This is a genomic window from Variovorax sp. V213 (assembly GCF_041154455.1).
In the GTDB taxonomy this organism is placed as follows: Bacteria; Pseudomonadota; Gammaproteobacteria; order Burkholderiales; family Burkholderiaceae_C; genus Variovorax.
In genome coordinates this window covers 2,834,368-2,851,777 of record NZ_AP028664.1, presented here as the reverse complement: position 1 = coordinate 2,851,777, position 17,410 = coordinate 2,834,368, and the positions used below count along the sequence as shown (strand labels likewise).

At 62.0% G+C, this 17,410-nt stretch carries 16 protein-coding genes and 3 pseudogenes; 11 read left to right on the top strand and 8 right to left on the bottom strand.

The genetic code is table 11. From position 1 onward, the window contains the following. Nucleotides 1-48: 48 nt before the first annotated feature. From ACAM55_RS13630 to ACAM55_RS13610, 5 genes are all read left to right on the top strand, one after another. The gene (locus tag ACAM55_RS13630) at nucleotides 49-1,353 is read left to right on the top strand and encodes an MFS transporter (RefSeq protein ID WP_369652082.1); all 1,305 of its coding nucleotides are present in this window, start codon (nucleotides 49-51) and stop codon (nucleotides 1,351-1,353) included. Nucleotides 1,354-1,441: 88 nt separating this feature from the next. Then, on the top strand, nucleotides 1,442-2,584 hold the full coding sequence (locus ACAM55_RS13625) for a Re/Si-specific NAD(P)(+) transhydrogenase subunit alpha (RefSeq protein ID WP_369652081.1): 1,143 nt from the start codon (nucleotides 1,442-1,444) through the stop codon (nucleotides 2,582-2,584). 35 nt (nucleotides 2,585-2,619) lie between these two features. Further along, a complete protein-coding gene (locus ACAM55_RS13620; RefSeq protein WP_369652080.1) occupies nucleotides 2,620-2,949 on the top strand; it encodes an NAD(P) transhydrogenase subunit alpha in 330 nt (109 codons plus the stop codon). Next, complete coding sequence (locus ACAM55_RS13615) at nucleotides 2,946-4,370, top strand: NAD(P)(+) transhydrogenase (Re/Si-specific) subunit beta (RefSeq protein ID WP_369652079.1); 1,425 nt, start codon at nucleotides 2,946-2,948, stop codon at nucleotides 4,368-4,370. The genes ACAM55_RS13620 and ACAM55_RS13615 overlap by 4 nt, the downstream gene beginning before the upstream one ends. A 109-nt stretch (nucleotides 4,371-4,479) precedes the next feature. Beyond that, nucleotides 4,480-5,373 carry an NAD(P)-dependent oxidoreductase gene (locus ACAM55_RS13610; protein ID WP_369652078.1) on the top strand — a complete coding sequence of 298 codons (894 nt, stop codon included), beginning with the start codon at nucleotides 4,480-4,482 and terminating at the stop codon, nucleotides 5,371-5,373. Between the two features lie 242 nt (nucleotides 5,374-5,615). Here the strand turns inward: ACAM55_RS13610 and ACAM55_RS13605 are convergent, their stop codons facing one another. Continuing rightward, nucleotides 5,616-6,596 (bottom strand): Bug family tripartite tricarboxylate transporter substrate binding protein, encoded by a 981-nt coding sequence (locus ACAM55_RS13605; protein WP_369652077.1) that lies wholly within the window; start codon nucleotides 6,594-6,596, stop codon nucleotides 5,616-5,618. A gap of 338 nt (nucleotides 6,597-6,934) precedes the next feature. Beyond that, the gene (locus tag ACAM55_RS13600; protein WP_369652076.1) at nucleotides 6,935-7,231 is read right to left on the bottom strand and encodes a hypothetical protein; all 297 of its coding nucleotides are present in this window, start codon (nucleotides 7,229-7,231) and stop codon (nucleotides 6,935-6,937) included. Nucleotides 7,232-7,238: 7 nt separating this feature from the next. On the opposite strand from ACAM55_RS13600, the pseudogene ACAM55_RS13595 reads away from it, so the two are divergent. Continuing rightward, nucleotides 7,239-7,643 (top strand): annotated as a pseudogene (locus ACAM55_RS13595) (M20 peptidase family dipeptidase); the annotation flags it as partial. On the opposite strand, the gene ACAM55_RS13590 reads toward ACAM55_RS13595, so the two are convergent. Next, entirely contained in the window at nucleotides 7,556-8,011 is a 456-nt protein-coding gene (locus ACAM55_RS13590) for a hypothetical protein (protein ID WP_369656395.1), read from the bottom strand. The pseudogene ACAM55_RS13595 and the gene ACAM55_RS13590 sit on opposite strands and share 88 nt — an antisense overlap. 182 nt (nucleotides 8,012-8,193) lie before the next feature. On the opposite strand from ACAM55_RS13590, the gene ACAM55_RS13585 reads away from it, so the two are divergent. From ACAM55_RS13585 to ACAM55_RS13565, 5 genes and pseudogenes are all read left to right on the top strand, one after another. After that, the gene (locus ACAM55_RS13585) at nucleotides 8,194-8,556 is read left to right on the top strand and encodes a transposase (protein WP_369652075.1); all 363 of its coding nucleotides are present in this window, start codon (nucleotides 8,194-8,196) and stop codon (nucleotides 8,554-8,556) included. After that, nucleotides 8,535-9,350, top strand: a complete 816-nt coding sequence (locus tag ACAM55_RS13580; protein WP_369656394.1) for an IS3 family transposase — start codon at nucleotides 8,535-8,537, stop codon at nucleotides 9,348-9,350. The genes ACAM55_RS13585 and ACAM55_RS13580 overlap by 22 nt, the downstream gene beginning before the upstream one ends. Before the next feature lie 81 nt (nucleotides 9,351-9,431). Then, nucleotides 9,432-10,085 (top strand): annotated as a pseudogene (locus ACAM55_RS13575) (ABC transporter ATP-binding protein); the annotation flags it as partial. Nucleotides 10,086-10,261: 176 nt separating this feature from the next. Next, nucleotides 10,262-11,203: a LysR family transcriptional regulator gene (locus ACAM55_RS13570; protein ID WP_369652074.1), complete on the top strand. Its 942-nt coding sequence runs from the start codon at nucleotides 10,262-10,264 to the stop codon at nucleotides 11,201-11,203. A gap of 134 nt (nucleotides 11,204-11,337) precedes the next feature. Further along, nucleotides 11,338-12,516, top strand: coding sequence for a PLP-dependent transferase (locus ACAM55_RS13565; protein WP_369652073.1), 1,179 nt, complete (start codon nucleotides 11,338-11,340; stop codon nucleotides 12,514-12,516). Nucleotides 12,517-12,610: 94 nt separating this feature from the next. On the opposite strand, the pseudogene ACAM55_RS13560 reads toward ACAM55_RS13565, so the two are convergent. The 5 genes and pseudogenes from ACAM55_RS13560 to ACAM55_RS13540 all read right to left on the bottom strand — a co-directional run bounded on the left by ACAM55_RS13560 (nucleotide 12,611) and on the right by ACAM55_RS13540 (nucleotide 17,344). Next, nucleotides 12,611-13,526 (bottom strand): annotated as a pseudogene (locus tag ACAM55_RS13560) (LysR family transcriptional regulator). A 112-nt stretch (nucleotides 13,527-13,638) separates the two neighbouring features. Next, a complete protein-coding gene (locus ACAM55_RS13555; RefSeq protein ID WP_369652072.1) occupies nucleotides 13,639-14,574 on the bottom strand; it encodes a transporter substrate-binding domain-containing protein in 936 nt (311 codons plus the stop codon). A gap of 37 nt (nucleotides 14,575-14,611) precedes the next feature. Next, nucleotides 14,612-15,598, bottom strand: a complete 987-nt coding sequence (locus ACAM55_RS13550; protein WP_369652071.1) for a molybdopterin-dependent oxidoreductase — start codon at nucleotides 15,596-15,598, stop codon at nucleotides 14,612-14,614. Continuing rightward, complete coding sequence (locus ACAM55_RS13545) at nucleotides 15,595-16,320, bottom strand: cyclase family protein (RefSeq protein ID WP_369652070.1); 726 nt, start codon at nucleotides 16,318-16,320, stop codon at nucleotides 15,595-15,597. The genes ACAM55_RS13550 and ACAM55_RS13545 overlap by 4 nt, the downstream gene beginning before the upstream one ends. A 124-nt stretch (nucleotides 16,321-16,444) precedes the next feature. Beyond that, nucleotides 16,445-17,344, bottom strand: a complete 900-nt coding sequence (locus ACAM55_RS13540; RefSeq protein WP_369652069.1) for a LysR family transcriptional regulator — start codon at nucleotides 17,342-17,344, stop codon at nucleotides 16,445-16,447. Nucleotides 17,345-17,410: the final 66 nt, after the last annotated feature.

Here is a 17,410-nt window from a genome sequence, read left to right as displayed (position 1 = left end):
CGAGCTTGGATCTTTTGCTGCCCGGCACCTTCAGAAATAGAGACAAAGATGTTCACTACAACCACAGACTTCGTCGTGGACGATGACTTGGAGTCACGAACTTACGCCAAAGTAGCGTGGCGCATCGTCCCACTGCTCTTCCTCAGCTACATCGTCGCCTACCTTGACCGCGTCAACGTGGGATTCGCCAAACTGCAAATGCTGAACGATCTGAAGTTCAGCGAAACGGTCTACGGGCTCGGGGCAGGCATCTTCTTTCTGGGCTACTTTCTGTTTGAAGTCCCCAGCAACTTGATCCTGCACAAGGTCGGCGCCAGAAGGTGGATTGCTCGGATCATGATCACCTGGGGCATCGTATCGTCGCTGATGATGTTCGTCACGACACCTACCATGTTCTACGTGATGCGTTTCCTGCTCGGCATCGCCGAGGCTGGATTTTTCCCAGGCGTGATCCTCTACCTAACCTATTGGTTCCCCTCGCATCGACGCGGGCGGATGACCGCGCTGTTCATGACCGCTATCCCAGTTGCGGGCGTTATCGGCAGCCCGCTGTCCGGCTGGATCCTTCAATCGCTCAATGGTGTCAATGGCTGGGCCGGGTGGCAGTGGCTTTTTCTCGTCGAAGGCATACCTTCTGTGCTCGTCGGACTGCTGGTTTTCGCCTATATGGATGACGGGATATCCAGCGCCAAGTGGCTCAACGAATCGGAGAAGCGACTGTTGTCGAGAAATATCGACAGTGAGAACGCAGGCAAGCAGGATCACTCCTTCAAAGCCACCGTCGGCAACCCGAAGGTGTGGCTTCTTAGCCTGGTTTACTTCTGCGTTGTGATGGGGCTTTATGGTGTCGGCTTCTGGTTGCCGTCGCTCATCAAAGCCACTGGCGTGAAGAACGCGCTGGATGTCGGTCTCCTCACCGCCATTCCCTACGCCGCGGCTGCGATCTCGATGGTTCTTTTCAGCCGAAGCGCGGACAAGAAGCGTGAACGGCGCTGGCATTTGGCCATTCCGTGTGTGCTTGGTGCCATTGGCCTGGTCTTCAGCGCAGTCTTCGGTGACAACACGTTGGTGGCCATGGGTTTTCTGACTCTTGCCACGGCGGGAATCATCACTGCCTTTCCACTGTTTTGGAGTTTCCCGACCGCTTTCCTAAGCGGTGCGGCGGCCGCGGGCGGTATCGCCCTGATCAATTCGGTGGGTAACCTCGCGGGGTTCGTTAGTCCTTACATGATCGGTTTGATAAAGGACTGGACGCAAAGTACGAACGCCGGCATGTATGTGTTGGCCGGCTGTATGTTTGTGGCAGGTCTCCTTGCCGTTTCGGCGGTGCCGGCCAAGCTGGTGAATCGCTAGGGTGAGTGTTGGCCATCCTTTTATATGGGCGGCATAACGTCCGCAATGTAGCGCGGCAGCGCGCCTTTACCAGTAGTTCGAACGCATCATGAAGATAGGTGTACCCAAAGAGACCAGCGCCGGCGAAACCCGTGTGGCCGTTACACCCGAGACGGTGAAGAAACTTGTCACTGCGGGGCACACCATTCGCGTGCAGTCCGGAGCCGGCGTTGCAGCCAGCGTCACCGATGCCGCCTACATTGCGGCCGGCGCTGAAATCACCGACGTGGCGGACGCCTTCGGGGCCGACATGGTGCTCAAGGTGCGCTCGCCCAACGACGCCGAAGCCGCGCTGATGAAGCCGGGCACCGTCGTCATCGGCATGCTGAACCCGTTCGACGCCGCGGGCCTGCAGCGGCTGGCCACGGCCGGGCTCACCGCCTTTGCGCTCGAAGCCGCACCGCGCACCACCCGGGCCCAGAGCATGGACGTGCTCAGCTCGCAGGCCAACATTGCGGGCTACAAGGCCGTGATCATGGCGGCCGACAAATACCAGCGCTTCTTCCCCATGCTGATGACCGCCGCCGGCACCGTGAAGGCGGCGCGCGTGGTCATCCTGGGCGTCGGCGTGGCCGGCCTGCAGGCGATTGCCACCGCCAAGCGCCTGGGCGCGGTCATCGAAGCTTCGGACGTGCGCCCGAGCGTGAAGGAGCAGATCGAATCGCTCGGCGGCAAGTTCATCGAGGTGTCCTACGACACCGACGAAGAGAAAGAAGCCGCGGTGGGCGTCGGCGGCTATGCGAAGCCCATGCCCGCGAGCTGGCTCGCGCGCCAGCAGGTCGAGGTGGCCAAGCGCGTGGCACTGGCGGACATCGTCATCAGCACCGCGCTCATTCCCGGCCGCGCGGCACCCACGCTCATCACCGAGGACATGGTCAAGTCCATGAAGCCCGGCTCGGTGATCGTCGACATTGCCGCCGGCAAGGGGCCAGTCAATCCCGATGGTGGAGTGGGCGGCAACTGCCCGCTGTCGGAGGCCGACCGCACGGTGGTGAAGCACGGCGTGACCATCGTGGGCGAAACCAATCTTCCTGCGTTGGTGGCGGCCGATGCGTCGGCGCTCTATGCGCGCAACGTGCTGGACTTCCTCAAGCTCATCGTCACCAAGGAGGGCGCGCTCAAGATCGACCTCGAGGACGACATCGTCGCCGCCTGCCGCATTGCGCACGACGGCCAGGTCACGAAGAAATAAGCGGCCCCCCAGCGTTCGAACGAGGAGAAGAACCCATGGACATCGTTTCCCACACAGTCATCAACCTGATCATCTTCGTGCTGGCCATCTACGTGGGCTACCACGTGGTGTGGACGGTGACGCCCGCGCTGCACACGCCGCTCATGGCGGTGACCAACGCGATCTCGGCCATCGTGATCGTGGGCGCCATGCTCGCGGCGGCGCTCACCGAAACCGGCCTGGGCAAGACCATGGGCGTGCTGGCGGTAGCGCTGGCCGCGGTGAACGTCTTCGGCGGCTTCCTCGTCACGCGGCGCATGCTCGAGATGTTCAAGAAGAAAGAAAAGAAGGCCGCACCCAAGGCTGAAGAGAGAGTCGCCAAGTGAGCATGAATCTCGTCACGCTGCTGTACCTCGTTGCCAGCATCTGCTTCATCCAGGCCCTGAAGGGCCTCTCCCACCCCACCACCTCCATCCGCGGCAACATCTTCGGCATGACCGGCATGGCCATTGCCGTGCTGACGACCGGTGCGCTCATCTACAAGCTGGCGGGCGGCAATCTCACCGGCCTGGGCTACGTGCTGGTTGCGCTGGTGCTGGGCGGCGGCCTGGGTGCCTACATGGCCAACAAGGTCGAGATGACCAAGATGCCCGAGCTGGTCGCTTTCATGCACAGCATGATCGGCCTGGCGGCGGTGTTCATCGCGGTGGCGGCCGTGGCCGAGCCGTATGCGTTCAACATCACGCCCAAGGGCGAGATGATTCCCGCGGGCAACCGGCTCGAGCTGTTCCTGGGCGCGGCCATCGGCGCCATCACCTTCAGCGGCTCGGTCATCGCGTTCGGCAAGCTCTCGGGCAAGTACAAGTTCCGCCTGTTCCAGGGCGCGCCAGTGCAGTTTGCCGGCCAGCACATGCTGAACCTGGTGCTCGGCGTGGCCACCGTCGGGCTGGGCCTGGTGTTCATGTTCACCGAAAGCTGGCCCGCGTTCTTCGCGATGCTGGCGCTAGCCTTCGTGATGGGCGTGCTCATCATCATCCCGATCGGCGGCGCCGACATGCCGGTGGTGGTGTCGATGCTCAACAGCTACTCGGGCTGGGCGGCGGCGGGCATCGGCTTCAGCCTGAACAACGCGATGCTGATCGTGGCCGGTTCGCTGGTGGGCTCTTCGGGCGCGATCCTGAGCTACATCATGTGCAAGGCCATGAACCGCTCGTTCTTCAACGTGATCCTGGGCGGCTTCGGCGGCGAGGCGGCCGCGGCCACCGGCGGCGCGAAGGAGCAGCGGCCGGTCAAGAGCGGCAGCGCCGACGACGCGGCCTTTGTGCTGGGCAATGCAGAGACGGTGGTCATCGTGCCGGGCTACGGCCTGGCGGTGGCACGCGCGCAGCATGCCGTGAAGGAGTTGGCGCAGAAGCTGACCGACAAGGGCATTACCGTGAAGTACGCCATCCACCCGGTGGCGGGCCGCATGCCCGGCCACATGAACGTGCTGCTGGCCGAGGCCGAGGTGCCCTACGACCAGGTGTTCGAGATGGAGGATATCAACGGCGAATTCGGCCAGGCCGACGTCGCCATCATCCTGGGCGCCAACGACGTGGTGAACCCGGCCGCCCATACCAAGGGCAGCCCGATCTACGGCATGCCGATTCTGGAAGCCTACAAGGCCAAGACGGTGATCGTGAACAAGCGCTCCATGGCGGCGGGCTATGCCGGCCTGGACAACGAACTCTTCTACATGGACAAGACCATGATGGTCTTTGGGGATGCGAAGAAAGTGGTCGAGGACATGGGCAAGGCTGTGGAGTAGCACGAACTTCAATGCCGGTCGATGGTGTTCAACAACACATCTCGAACAAGGTCCTCGCACAAAGGCGGCAATAGCCCCACATAGTTTTTTCTCGCAATAGGGAACTGGCATGAAGAATATTGGAATGATCGGCATCGGTTTGATGGGACATGGCATCGCCCAGAACATCCTTAAGCACGGTTATGCACTGACCGTGCTTGAACACTCCGGCAACCAACCCTTGGACCAACTGAAAGCGGCTGGGGCGACGACGCAGACCAGCGCCGCGGAACTCGCAGCCGCCTCGGAAGTCGTCATCCTCTGCGTGACAGGTACGCCACAGGTGGAAGCGGTATTGCTCGGCGAAGGTGGCGTGTTGCAGGGTCTTCGCCAAGGAACGGTAATCATTGACTGTTCGACGGCCGTGCCCTCGTCCACCGAGCGGATCGCGGAGGCGGTGAAGACCGCGGGAGGTCTATTCCTTGACGCGCCGATGACCCGAACACCGAAGGAGGCTGCCGAGGGTCGGCTCAATCTGCTGGTCGGCGGAGATGAGGAATTGTTCAATCAGTGCCGTCCACTGCTGGCGACGTTCGCCGAAAACATCAACCATGCAGGGCCGATCGGCGCGGGTCATCGCATGAAGCTGCTTCATAACTACGTTTCTCTCGGTTTCGTTGCTCTCCTGTGCGAAGCCGCTGCTTGTGCTCAGCGCTCCGGGATCGCATCCGAAGTATTCGTGGACATCTTGGCGAAGGGTGGAGGGGGAGGGGCGGCATTGGAACGCCTGAGGCCATACCTCGCCTCTGGCGATTCGTCAGCGTTGCGCTTCGCCATGTCAAACGCCAAGAAGGATCTTGGATACTACAACTCCATGGCCAATGACACTGGGGCAGTAAGCGTAATTGCGGAGGCTATCCATCAAACCTTTGCTCAAGCGCTCGATGAGGGTGGCTCGGATGCGATGGTGTTGGACCTCGTGCCACTGCTAGCGGCGCCGACCGGGACCACGCCAGCAGGTTAAAGGCCATCATTCAATCGCATTCACGGCAGGCCCAGGATCAGAGTAGGAGCGGGCCCTTCTCGACGTTTTTTAAGTGCCGGCATCAGCCTTCGCGGCAATGCGTTCGACAAGAACTTGCGCCCTTCAAAAGTCAATCTGACATTCTTGTGGGTGCTCACGCGGTCGTTCCCTCTGGGTGACTGAAGCGTGGTAACTCCAGTCCCCAGACCGTTCCGGGTGAACAACCTATTGAGACATCACTCCTAGTCGATCCGGATGTCGAGTCGCTTGACCAGTGCGCCATACACCTGCCGCTCTTCGCTCTGCAGCTTGCGCAATCCGTCGGCGGAGGTGGGATCAGGCTTGGCGCCCTGCACACGCAGCACGTCGACGAACGCCTTGTCCTGCATGGCCTTGTGCACGGCACTCGTCAGTTCGTCCACCTTCGCAGCAGTTGTGCCGGCCGGCGCATACAGCGCTTGCCAGAGCGCCATCGACAGGTCGACGCCCAGCTCCTTGAGTGTAGGAACCTGCGGCAACAAGTCCAGGCGGGTGGTCGTTGCACTCGCCAGAATCCTGGCCCGGCCATCTTTGGATGCGGCGTCGGCGGCGCCCGCAGGGACGAACATCATGTCCACCTGTTTGCTGAGCACAGCTTGCACGGCGGGTGCTTGGCCCGAAAAAGGCACGTGGAGCAGTTCAAGGCCCAAGGCCGTTGCCAGCCGTTCCATGGCGAGATGGATGATGCTGCCCACGCCCCAGCTGGCATAGCTGATGCCGCCGGGCCGGCTCTTGGCCAGCCGGGTCAAATCCGCGACATTGCGGATCTGGTCCAGTGATTGACCCACCATCAGCACGATAGGAATATAGGAGACCAAACTCACCGGGCGAAAATCAGTTTCGGGGTTGTAAGGCAGTTTGCGGTAAATGAACTGAATAATCGACTGTGTATCGACGATGCCCAGAAGCAAGGTGTTGCCATCAGGTGCCGAGCGAGCGACATAGCCGGCACCGATGCTGCCGCCTGCACCGGGTCGGTTCTCCACAATTGCATTTTGGTGCAGCAGGTCGCCGAGCGGTTTAGCCAATGCTCGTGCCAATACGTCATTGACCCCGCCCGCGTTAAAAGGCGAAACGATCTTGAGCGCTTGGTTGGCGCGCGCCAAGATCCAGGGTGTGGCGCTCATGCAGCCGACGGCCGATGCGCATGCTGTTTTGAGAGCGGTTCTTCGTGGGATGGACATGAAAACTCCTAAAGCAGAACGGGTTGAGATTCCCATCACTGCATGCGAGAAGCATGCAAGCCGGCACCCGTAAACTTGCACGGTGGCTTGCATAAAACCCCAGCCCCCAGCGCGCGTCGGGACACCGACCGGCTGCAAAGCGGCCTTGAGAGTCGCAGGCAACTCGTCGGTCACCTTGGAGGGTTGCGAGAAAGCTGAAAGCAAACCCGGCATACTCATCGAAGCGCATCAGCGACTGTCCACCGCGATGCGGCCCTGCGGCTCCAAGGTGCGTGTGTTGGAGGCCGTGATGGCCGAGTGCTGGAGTGCGCCCTCCGCCGGGCGAATTCGGTACTTGATCAGGTGCTGCGGCTGAGCATCACGCTACTTCTTTGGCGTGCCAGCACCTGCGCTTCAGACTGTCCGACTTGCGCCTGATAGGTGGCAGGGGCAGTGGCACCTTCGGTACTGATCAGCAGCACGCGCGCATCGGGCCCCAGCCCAACCGTGGCAGCCTGTGCCGCCTGGCTTCGGAGTTCGACGAGACCTGCGAGACCGGCAGCGCCTGATTCGCCAGAAACCATAGGGAGGTCCAATTCATTGCCGATCGCCAGGAGTCGCATCGCAGCGACCGCATCGTCATCAGTGATCGTCATGAAGTAGTCACCCGTCGGTGCGATCCCACCCACTGCACGGGCGCACTGCCAATTGAGGTACGTCGTCGGCACGGACTGGGAACGCGCACCGGTACCTCGAAGAGCACTTCGCCGCCCAGGGATCTCGTCTGTGAAGGTAACGGTGCAGCCTGCCGGAACCGCAACTCGCCTTGACCTGAATGATCCCTGGGTCGAATGGACGCTTCGCTCCATCGAGGCGTCCACGGGGAAGAAGCCTGCACTGCTGCCGAATATTGGCGGCACCGTTCCCAATGCGATCTTCGCTGAAACCCTTGGCCTGCCTACGGTATGGGTTCCCCATTCTTATGCCGCGTGCTCGCAGCACGCGCCGAATGAACACCTCTTGGGCTCGGTGGCGCGTGAGGCCTTGGCCGTGATGGCCGGAATTTGATGGGATCTTGGAGACGAAGGGGCCGACGTAGCCGCATCGCGCAAATGCCGAATTGAAGCTTGGGTTCCAGCGTCCGCCGCTTTAGAGGCCGGTGGCAGCCGGTTAATCTGGACCGAATGGGCCGCGCTTCGTGTCCCGCTCAACGGCTGGATCGATCCATCGGCGTCACGGGCTCTCGCGACGATGCTCATCGGGCCGGGCGTTCGCGGCAGCGGAAGCGTCGCCGAGAACTGCTGCCATTCGAATTCCCGGCGGGGCCGGATCTCGGCTTCATGCCAGGTCGCGCCGCCATCGGTGCTGAGCGCCACGCCGCCGATGCCGTTGTTGCTCCAGGCCCAGCCCATGACTTTCACATCATCTGTGGAGATGGTGTCGCCGGGGGCAGGTTGGATGATCCCCGAATTGGGCTCGACGGCCCAAACCGGCTCTCGGATGACTTTGTGTTAGCGCCAGTGCAATCGAGATCAGCGTTTGGAGTGAACCCCTGCGGCTGGACCACCGGGCAAATCAGAACTGATACGCTGGCTGAGCCTTCAACCAGGAGAAGGTCATGTCATCGAGAGGTCCGTACCGGCGCCACGCGCCGGAGTTCAAGATCCAGCTGTGCCAAGACATCCGCAGCGGCGCCATCGGGCGCCGTGATGCGGCCAGGAAGTACACCCTGTCGACCAATCTGATTCAGCTGTGGCTGACGCAGTACGACCGGGGTGAGCTCAGCACCGAAGAGGCCGAAGCATCGGTCATCGCGGAGTACGAAGCCAAGATCGCTGCGCTTGAGCGCAAGGTCGGCCAGCTCACGATGGAGTTGGACCTGGTCAAAAAAACGCCACGCCTGCGCCTCGCGAGCGACAACGAGAACTTGTCGATCGTCACCGGCCCGAAGCCTGCTCCATCCGACGGGGGTGCCAAGTGATCGAACTGCCGCGCAGCACCTTCTACTATCGGTCGACGGCGACCAGCGAGTACCTCAACGATGGGCGCCTCATCGAACTGATCGAGAGCATTCAGGACGAGTTGCCTGGCTATGGCTACCGGCGCGTGACGCACGAACCGCACAGACGTGGGCATGTGGTCAATCACAAGCGTGTCGCGCGTGTGATGAGGGCCCAAGGCTTAGGCATCAAGCCGCGCAGGCGCTTTGTGCGCACCACCGACAGCAGGCATGACTCGCCGATCTTTCCAAACCTGTACCGCAATGTCATCCCGACCCAGCCCAACGTGGTGTGGGTGGCGGACTTCACCTACATCCGGATTGCCACGGGGTTCTGCTATCTGGCGGCCATTCTGGATGCCTGCAGCCGCAAGGTGGTGGGCTACGCGATCTCGCGCAATATCGATACGACGCTGGCCTTGGCGGCACTGCGATCCGCCGTGCAAAGCCGATGCCCTGCGCCTGGCTGCATCTTCCATACGGACCGCGGGGCGCAGTACGCAAGCGAGACCTACCGCAGGGCCTTGCAGGAAGCGGGGCTGCGCGGCTCGATGAGCTCACCCGGCAATCCGTACCACAATGCACAGGCCGAGAGCTTCATGAAGACGCTCAAGGTCGAGGACATCTACATCGGCGGCTATGAGACCTTCGCCGATGTCGCGGCCCGGCTGCCGAGGTTCATCGAAGAGGTCTATAACGCCAAGCGCGTCCACTCGGCGCTTGGCTATCGGTCACCCAACGAGTTCGAAGATCAACTGGTCCAGCAAGCGGCTTAGATCTGACTCCGGGTGGTCCAGCCGCAGGGGTTCACTCCAACTTTGCGGTTTAGCTGGTCAAGATTGCATCGGCACTAACACACGCTGCTCAATCTTCTCGCCGGGCTGGCATCGCCGACCGCGGGAACCGTCTCGTGCGACGGGGAGGTGATCCGTGGGCCAGGACCTCGGCGGGCGATGGTGTTCCAGAACCATTCGCTCCTGCCATGGCTCAGCTGCTTCGACAATGTGCGCATGGCCGTGCGCAGCGTGTTTCGCGGCGAATCTGCTTCCGCGGTCCATCGCCGTACCGAGGCGGCGCTCGAGATGGTCGGCCTGGTGCATGCAGCGCACAAGAAGCCCAGCGAAATCTCCGGCGGCATGAAGCAGCGCGTCGGCATCGCCCGGGCGCTGTCGATGGAACCGCAGGTCCTGCTGATGGACGAGCCTTTCGGTGCGCTCGACGCACTCACGCGCGCCAGGTTGCAGGACGAGCTGCTCGGCATCGTCGAGAAAACCGAAAGCACCGTCGTCATGGTCACGCACGACGTGGACGAGGCGGTGCTCCTTGCGGACCGCATCGTCATGATGACGAACAGTCCCGCGGCGCGGATCGGGGAGATCCTGGACGTTCCCATCGGGCGGCCGCGCGACCGCGTCAGCCTGGCCACCGATTCGACCTATGCAGAGTGCAGGCGCGCGCTGATGGACTTCCTGTACCGACGCCAGGCGCACGTCGAGCAGTCGACAGGCTGAGTTCGCCTCGGCAATCCTCCATCTTCCGGGCACTGAGTGGTCCGGACGGGGAAGCGGCCGTACGAGGCTGCGCTTTCACTTGTTTTGCGCATCTCGATGTGAAATGCTATCCAGAATCCAGAAGCCAGTCAGGCCGATGGAGCAGGATTGCACACGACAACACACGAGAAGGCCGCATGACGACCAAGAAGGTACCCCTCGCCAACCTCGATTGGGACGATGTGCGACTGTTCCTGCATATCAACCGTACGGGGAGTCTTTCCCAGGCAGCCCGGCAGCTTCACATCGATCATTCCACGGTCAGCCGCCGGCTCTCGCAGCTGGAGCTTTGCCTGGGCGGCCCGCTTTTCGAACGTCACCGCGCCGGGCTCAAACCCACTGAGCTGGCGCATGTTCTCGCCCTCCAGGCCGAGAACATGGAGAGGGCAGTGTTGTCGCTGCAGGAGGAGCTCGGCGGAACTGACAGGGAGCCGTCGGGCAGCGTGCGTATCGCCATGATGGAGGGGATCGGCACCACCTTCGTGGCTCGCCACCTCGAGCCGCTGCTGCGCACGTATCCCAAGCTGCGGGTGGAACTGGTGACGTCTTCTTCGATCGTCAATGTGAGCCGCAGGGAAGCCGATGTTTTCGTCAGTTTTTTCAAACCGATCGGCCAGGGACTGGCATGCGAGACAGCGGGTTCGTTCGCGCTGTATCTGTATGCCTCGCGGAGCTATCTCGAGAGCCACGGGGTGCCGGCGAGTCTGTCCGATCTGCCCAAGCATCAGTTCGTCGGATACCTGGACGATCTGATACAGCTCGATGCGGTCCGCTGGCTCGATGAACTGGTCGCAAGGCCCCCGATGGGCTTCCAATCCAACAGCATGCTGGCGCAGATGGCCGCCGCGGCGTCCGGGCTCGGCCTGGTGCTGCTGCCCAAGTTCTCCGTGGTGAAGGAGGACACGCTGGTGCCGGTGCTTGCCGACGCGGCGAAGGTGACGCGGACGCTCTGGGTGAGCGTGCACCATGACCTCCAGTACTCGGCCCGCATCCGGGCGGTCACCGACTATCTTCATCGGCTCTTCGAGTCGAAGCAGGCATGGCTCAACGGCCCTGCGGACGCGGCGCCGCGCGGCTAGCCGACATGGGTTCGTGAGGACGCCTTGCCGCATCGGCGCAACCCGGCGTGCGGATTTGCCCGGGGCGGCGGCACAGGTGCCCGCCTCATGTTCCGATACATTGAAGCTCCCGATCCTGCAGAAGAACTCCCCCCATGTCTAAAGACATCAGCACCCGACTGATCCACCACGGCTACGTCCCACCGGCTGGCTACGAGGCAGTTCCCCCCGGCGTGTTCAAGGGGTCGACCGTCTTGTTTCCCGACGCGGCAACGGTGCGCGAGCGTGCCAAGGCATTCGGTCACCGTGACGGATACAGCTACGGCCTCTATGGCACACCGACGACGTACACCCTTGAACAGCGCCTGTGCACGCTGGAAGGAGGCCGGCACTGCCTGCTCTGCCCGAGCGGGCAGGCGGCCATTGCCCTGGTCAATCTCGGCCTGCTGTCGAGCGGCGACGAGGTGCTTTTGCCCACCAATGTCTATGGGCCCTCGCTGCGCCATGCGCGCGCGACCCTTTCACAGATGGGCATCACGCATCAGTGCTACGACCCCCTGGACGTCTCCGATCTGCAGGCCAAGCTCAGCGTGCGGACCAAACTGGTCTGGGTCGAGGCGCCGGGATCGATCACGATGGAGTTTCCGGACCTTCGGGCACTGGTGGCGACGGCCAAGAACGCGGGCGCGGTCGTCGCGCTTGACAACACCTGGGGGGCGGGCATCGCGTTCGCGCCCTTCGAGGTGGGCGTGGACATCAGCATCCATGCACTGACAAAGTACCCTTCGGGCGGGGCCGATGTCCTGATGGGCTCGATCATTGCGAATGACGACAAGCTGCACGACAAGCTCCGCGTCGCCTACTTGGACCTGGGCATGGGCGTGGGCGCCAACGATGCGGAACTGGTGCTGCGGGGCTTGGCGTCCATCAAGGCTCGCTACGACCTGCACGACGCCACGGCTCGGGCACTCGCCTCATGGTTGGTCGGGCAAAAGGGGATCAGCCGGATCCTGCACCCGGCGCTGGAATCTTGTCCAGGGCACGAGCACTGGGCGACGCACTGCAGTGCCGCTGCGGGCCTCTTTTCGGTGCTCATCGACGAGTCCCTCAGTCCCGCACAAGTCGATGCCTTCTGTGACCGTCTTCAATTGTTCGGAATCGGTCTGTCCTGGGGCGGTCCCATGAGTCTGGTCATGCCCTATGACATGGGAAGCATCCGCAGCGGCAAGCAGAGCTATGCCGGGCATCTGCTGCGTTTTTCGATCGGCCTGGAGAGCGTCGACGATCTGCGGGAGGATCTGGCGCAGGCCTTGGCTGGGGCGTTGGCAGCATAGTCACGCAAGCTTCGAACACTGGTCGGGCACCGACTTGGTGGACAGCAGCCGTTCTCCGACCCAGCTCACCTCTGATCGATCACGTGCCCCGCACTCAGCCGAGATCGGCTTTGGCCAGGCGGCACACCGACAGCAGCGCGAGCAGGTTGGGATCGCGCTCGCGCGTGCGCAGGAAATTGAGCGCGATGGTCTGGCGCATCAAGTAGCGGGGTTGCAGCGGAATGAGCTGCACCTTCTGCGGCATCACGCCGCGCACCCGCCCCGGCAGCAGCGTGTAGCCGACGCCGCCGCTCACCAGGTTCATCAGCGAGAAGATGTCGTCGGTCTTCATCACCACGTTGGGCGTGAAGCCGGCGATGCGGAAGGTTTCGACAAACCCCCGGGTAGGTGACGAAGCCTTCGCTCAGGCTCACGAAGCGCTCGCCGGCGCAGCTGCTCAGGTCGATCTCGGCCAGCGCGGAGTAGGGGGAGCCGACCGGGGCGGCAAACTGGATATCGTCTTCGAACAGCGGTTCCGACTCGACGTCGGAAACATCTTCCGGAATGGCCATGAGCGCGGCGTCGATCGCACCATCGCGCAGCTTTTTCAGCAGGTGCGCATTGGAGCCAAGCACGAGTTCGGTGTGCAGGTCGGGCTTACGCAGCTTCATGCCCATGATCAGCTGCGGCACCGTGCGGCTGGTCAGGGAATAGAGCGAACCGATGCGGATCCGGTCGGCCGAATAACCGGCAACTTCCCGCGTGGCGCGAGCGCCCTCGGACATGGTGCGAAGCACATCCCGCGCAACCTCGGCCAGCGCATGGGCGGCTTCGGTCGGGTGCAGGTTGCGGCCTTCGTGCCGGAACAGGGCGCAGCGCAAGCCGGTTTCCAGCGAATGCAGCGCGCGGTGCACGCTCACGGCGCTGATGTCGAGCTTTTCCGCCGCGCGGGCCAGATTGCCGGCCTCCATGAAGGCCAGCAGGATCTCGAGCTTGCGGAAGGTGATCTCTTCGTCGACGCCAAGGAGCATGGAGGGCTGTTCATCGGCGAACGAGGCATTTCTGTGGGTAGACCGCTGCTGCGCTCGCCGGAAGATGACTTCTCGATCCTAGCGCTTCACTGCATAAGCGCAGACTCCAAAGTCACTGGCCCGGCGCTGGTGGCAGGCACGAAGGCGGGCTGCACACATACGATTCCAGCGGCTTGTCGTTGGGATCGGCCCACGCCGCCCGTGTCGCAGCACTGGCAGGGACATTCAGCTTGACGTTCTTCGGTGGAATGGGCTGCATGAACCAGCGGTCATACATCTTGGCCAGCTCTCCTGTCTTGATCAGTTCGCGAATGGTGTTGTCGACCAGCTTCTTGAATGCTGAATCGTCTTTGCGCAGCATGATCGCGATCGGCTCGATGCTGATCGGCTCGCCGACGATCCGGTAGTCGGCCGGACTTCTCGAAGTGGCAATATTGCCGGCCAGCACCTGGCTGTCCATCACGAAGGCGTCCGCACGGCCCGACTCCAGAAGTAGGAAACTGTCCGCCATATCTTTGCCGGACAACACGTCCTTGAACTTGAGTTCTGCAGTGCGGTTGTGCTTGCGCAGTAGTTGAACGGACGTCGTGCCTGTCGTGGTGACGATCACCTTGCCCCCCAGTTGCGAAAGCGATTCAATGCCGGAGCTGGCCTTGACTGCAACGCGCACTTCCTCGACGTAGGTAGTGACCGCAAAGGCAACTTCCTTTTGTCGGGTGAGGTTGTTGGTCGTCGAGCCGCACTCAAGGTCTACCGTGCCGTTCAGCACGAGTGGAATGCGATTTTGCGAGGTCACTGGCTGGTAGCGAACGTCGAGCTTGGTGCCAAGCGTGCGTTCCAGGTTTGAAATGACGCGGTTGCAAACGTCCACTTGAAAGCCTGCGTACTTGCCGTCGCCAATCATGTACGAAAGGGCGCCCGACGACTCGCGCACGCCCAGGGTGATGGTGCCCGAAGCCTTGATTTTGGCGACTGTGTCGACCGTCTGTGCTGGCGCGCCTGCCGCTGTCATCGCGCTGAATGCGACGGCCAATAGTTGTTTCTTCATTCTGAAATCCTAGGAGGTGGAACGTGGTGAATGTCGACTACTCGACGGTGACGGAGATGGAGAAAACCGCATTGCGCACACCATGTTCGGGCTGGCCGAGTCCGGTACTGTCAAACGCGCGGCAACGCAGCTGGTGGGTACCTGTCGATGGCGGCGCCCACTCGAACTCGAATCGCTGCCATGCATGGTCTTCGCGCGCATCAAGCTGTGCGTCTGCCCAGCTTGCGCCTTCGTCGGTGCTGACTTCGACCCGCGTGATTGCATCGGCGCCCCACGCCCACCCGACGATCTTCTGTTTGCCGGAAGTTAGACGTGCCTGCTCAGATGGCTGGACCATCACCGCGTGAGGTGCCACTCTCCAGACGGGAGAAAGCTGCTCCAGGCCTTCTTTGACGACGCGGTCGTTGTACATGACGGTCGTGAAATAACCCGGAGATCTCGTGTCGCTCAGCGCGAGTCGTGTCAACCATTTGGTCGAGTTCGTTCCGTAGAAGCCAGGCACGACGAGGCGCACCGGTCCACCATGCTTGTCACTGAGCGGCTCCGAGTTCATGTGCGTCGCGAGCATCGCCTCGCCATGCAGCTCCGAAACGGGCATGTCCTTGACATAGGCAGGAATATCGACGCCGTGGTAGTCACCCTTGTCGGCGCCGTACGACCAGACAAAACGCGCTTCAGGCGACACGCAGGCCTGTTCCAGCACCTCGGACAACCGCACGCCGCGCCAGACAACGTTCGCCACACGGCGCACCGGCACCGTGGGGTGCAACGGATGCCCCGCGCATTCATGAACCGCACAGATCTCGGTCTGCGGCATGGCTTCGAGGTCTGCAAACGAGAGCGACAACTCATGCGCCACCAGCCCGCAGATGGCAAGTCGCCAGTTTGCCCTGTCGATCTCCGGCATGGCCATGTGGCGCAGAAAGAAGACGTGCTCCAGCGGGGTGACAAAGTCGGTCAACCGGGCGAGGGCAGGTTGCTGCAGGTTCGGCAGGTCGACGCCGGTGGACCAATACGCGCTCATGGCAACATCGCGCTGGCGCTCGCGGCCTTGTCGCGTAGCGGCTGTCCACGCAGCTGAGCAAATGCGCGCACCGGGAAGGCCGCCGCGTCGCGCGCCTTCAGCGGAATCGAGAAGAAGTCGAACGACGTGCCTTGCAGCTTTTCAAGCTGGGTCAGGTTCTCCACGATCAGGATGTTCTTCTCAAGAAACCATGTGTGGGCCGGGCGCTCCATGTCCTTGGTCGAATCGGCGTTCGAGCAGTCGACGCCGAACAGTGCAATGCCAGCGTCGCACAGCTGTGTCAGCACTTCACGCGAGACGAAAGGATGCGCACGGTAGGCCTCGGTTCCCCAATGGCGGTCCCAGCCGAAATTGAACAAAACCGCTTTGCCTGCGATGTCGTCCGGAATCCGCAGGTCTCCAAAACCCAGTGCCTGTTCCGGCGCTGCATGGCGCACATCGATCACAACGCCTTCCAGAATGAGGCGGTCAAGCTCGATCGAGGCAATGTCGGCCGCACCTTCAAAGCGGTGACGTGGTGCGTCCATCTTGGTTCCCACCGAGGTCTGAAAAGCCACATCGGTGACCTCGAAGGACGCTTTGCCCTCGTAGTGCGCGCATGACTGCGCGTGGGTCATGAACGGGCGCATGCGAGCCGTGAGTTCCACCGCCTCGCCGGCTTCATTCTTGAAGCGCACGCCGGGCATCTGGTCGTGAAACACATGGGAGAGATCGACAATCATTTCGTGGACTCCTGTTCCTGGGGAAAGTGTAGGAGTGAGGATGAATGTCCACAAATGATCTATTGCACCACTTCCATGTGAAGTTGGTATACGCGAACAGCGGCGCGGAATCGCCGCGCGTACTTCAGCCTTTCATTACCTTGAAGTGAGCCTTCAGACGCTCGACGAAATCGGTGGTGAGCTTCGATGGCGCGACATTGGGCGCGTAGGCCATGTGTGTCTGCACTGCGATGGCCGGCGTGAAGGGGGCGGCATGAACGAGGTTCGCGAACACCGAAGCTGCGTAGGTGCTGACCAAGCCGATGCCGGCGCTTTCGGCCGCGAGCGTGCATATCGTCGCCGAGTAATTGGTCTCGATGATCGATGGCGGCACGACACCATGCTTTGTCATGAGCTGCTGCAGCATCTGGTGTTGCGCGTCGTCCGCGTGGTGGGCGAGCAGAGGGTAGTGCCCCAGATCGCGCACATGGACACTCGACTTGCCCGCCAGCGGGTGCTTCTTGTGCATGACGCACACCGATCGGTCCTGGTGCATCAGCACGGGATCCAGGCCGGTCGTGCTGATGTCGCTGGTCGAGAGCGCGATGTCGTATATGCCACTGAGCAGGCCGTCGCGCATGAGATGCGTTCCGATGGTGTGCAGGGTGACGTGCACGCCCGGGTAGTCGCGTTTGAAACTGTAGACGACAGAGGGCAGCACGGCCAAGCCCAGGACCGGCGTGCACGCAATTCGCAGCAGCCCGACGCCGGAGTGCTTCAGCGACGCGATGGTCTGTTCGACCTTTTCAAGACCGAGGAAGTGCCGCTGCACCGCGTCGAACAGCTCCTTCGCTTCTGGTGTCGGCAGCAGCCGTCCGCGCTGGATTTCGAACAACCGGATGCCACTGGCCGACTGCAATTGAGCCAGGGTGCGGCTGATCGCCGGCTGTGTAGTGTGCAAGATTTGCGCGGCGGCCGTGGTGGTGCCGCTGAGCATCACGGCGCGAAAGGCTTCGATGTGGCGGGAATTCAAAGGGCGGCCCATGGCAACTCCGGTGAGATGGCGATGCGCCGAATGTATGTGAAATTCGAATGGAGGTGTGGTGAAAAA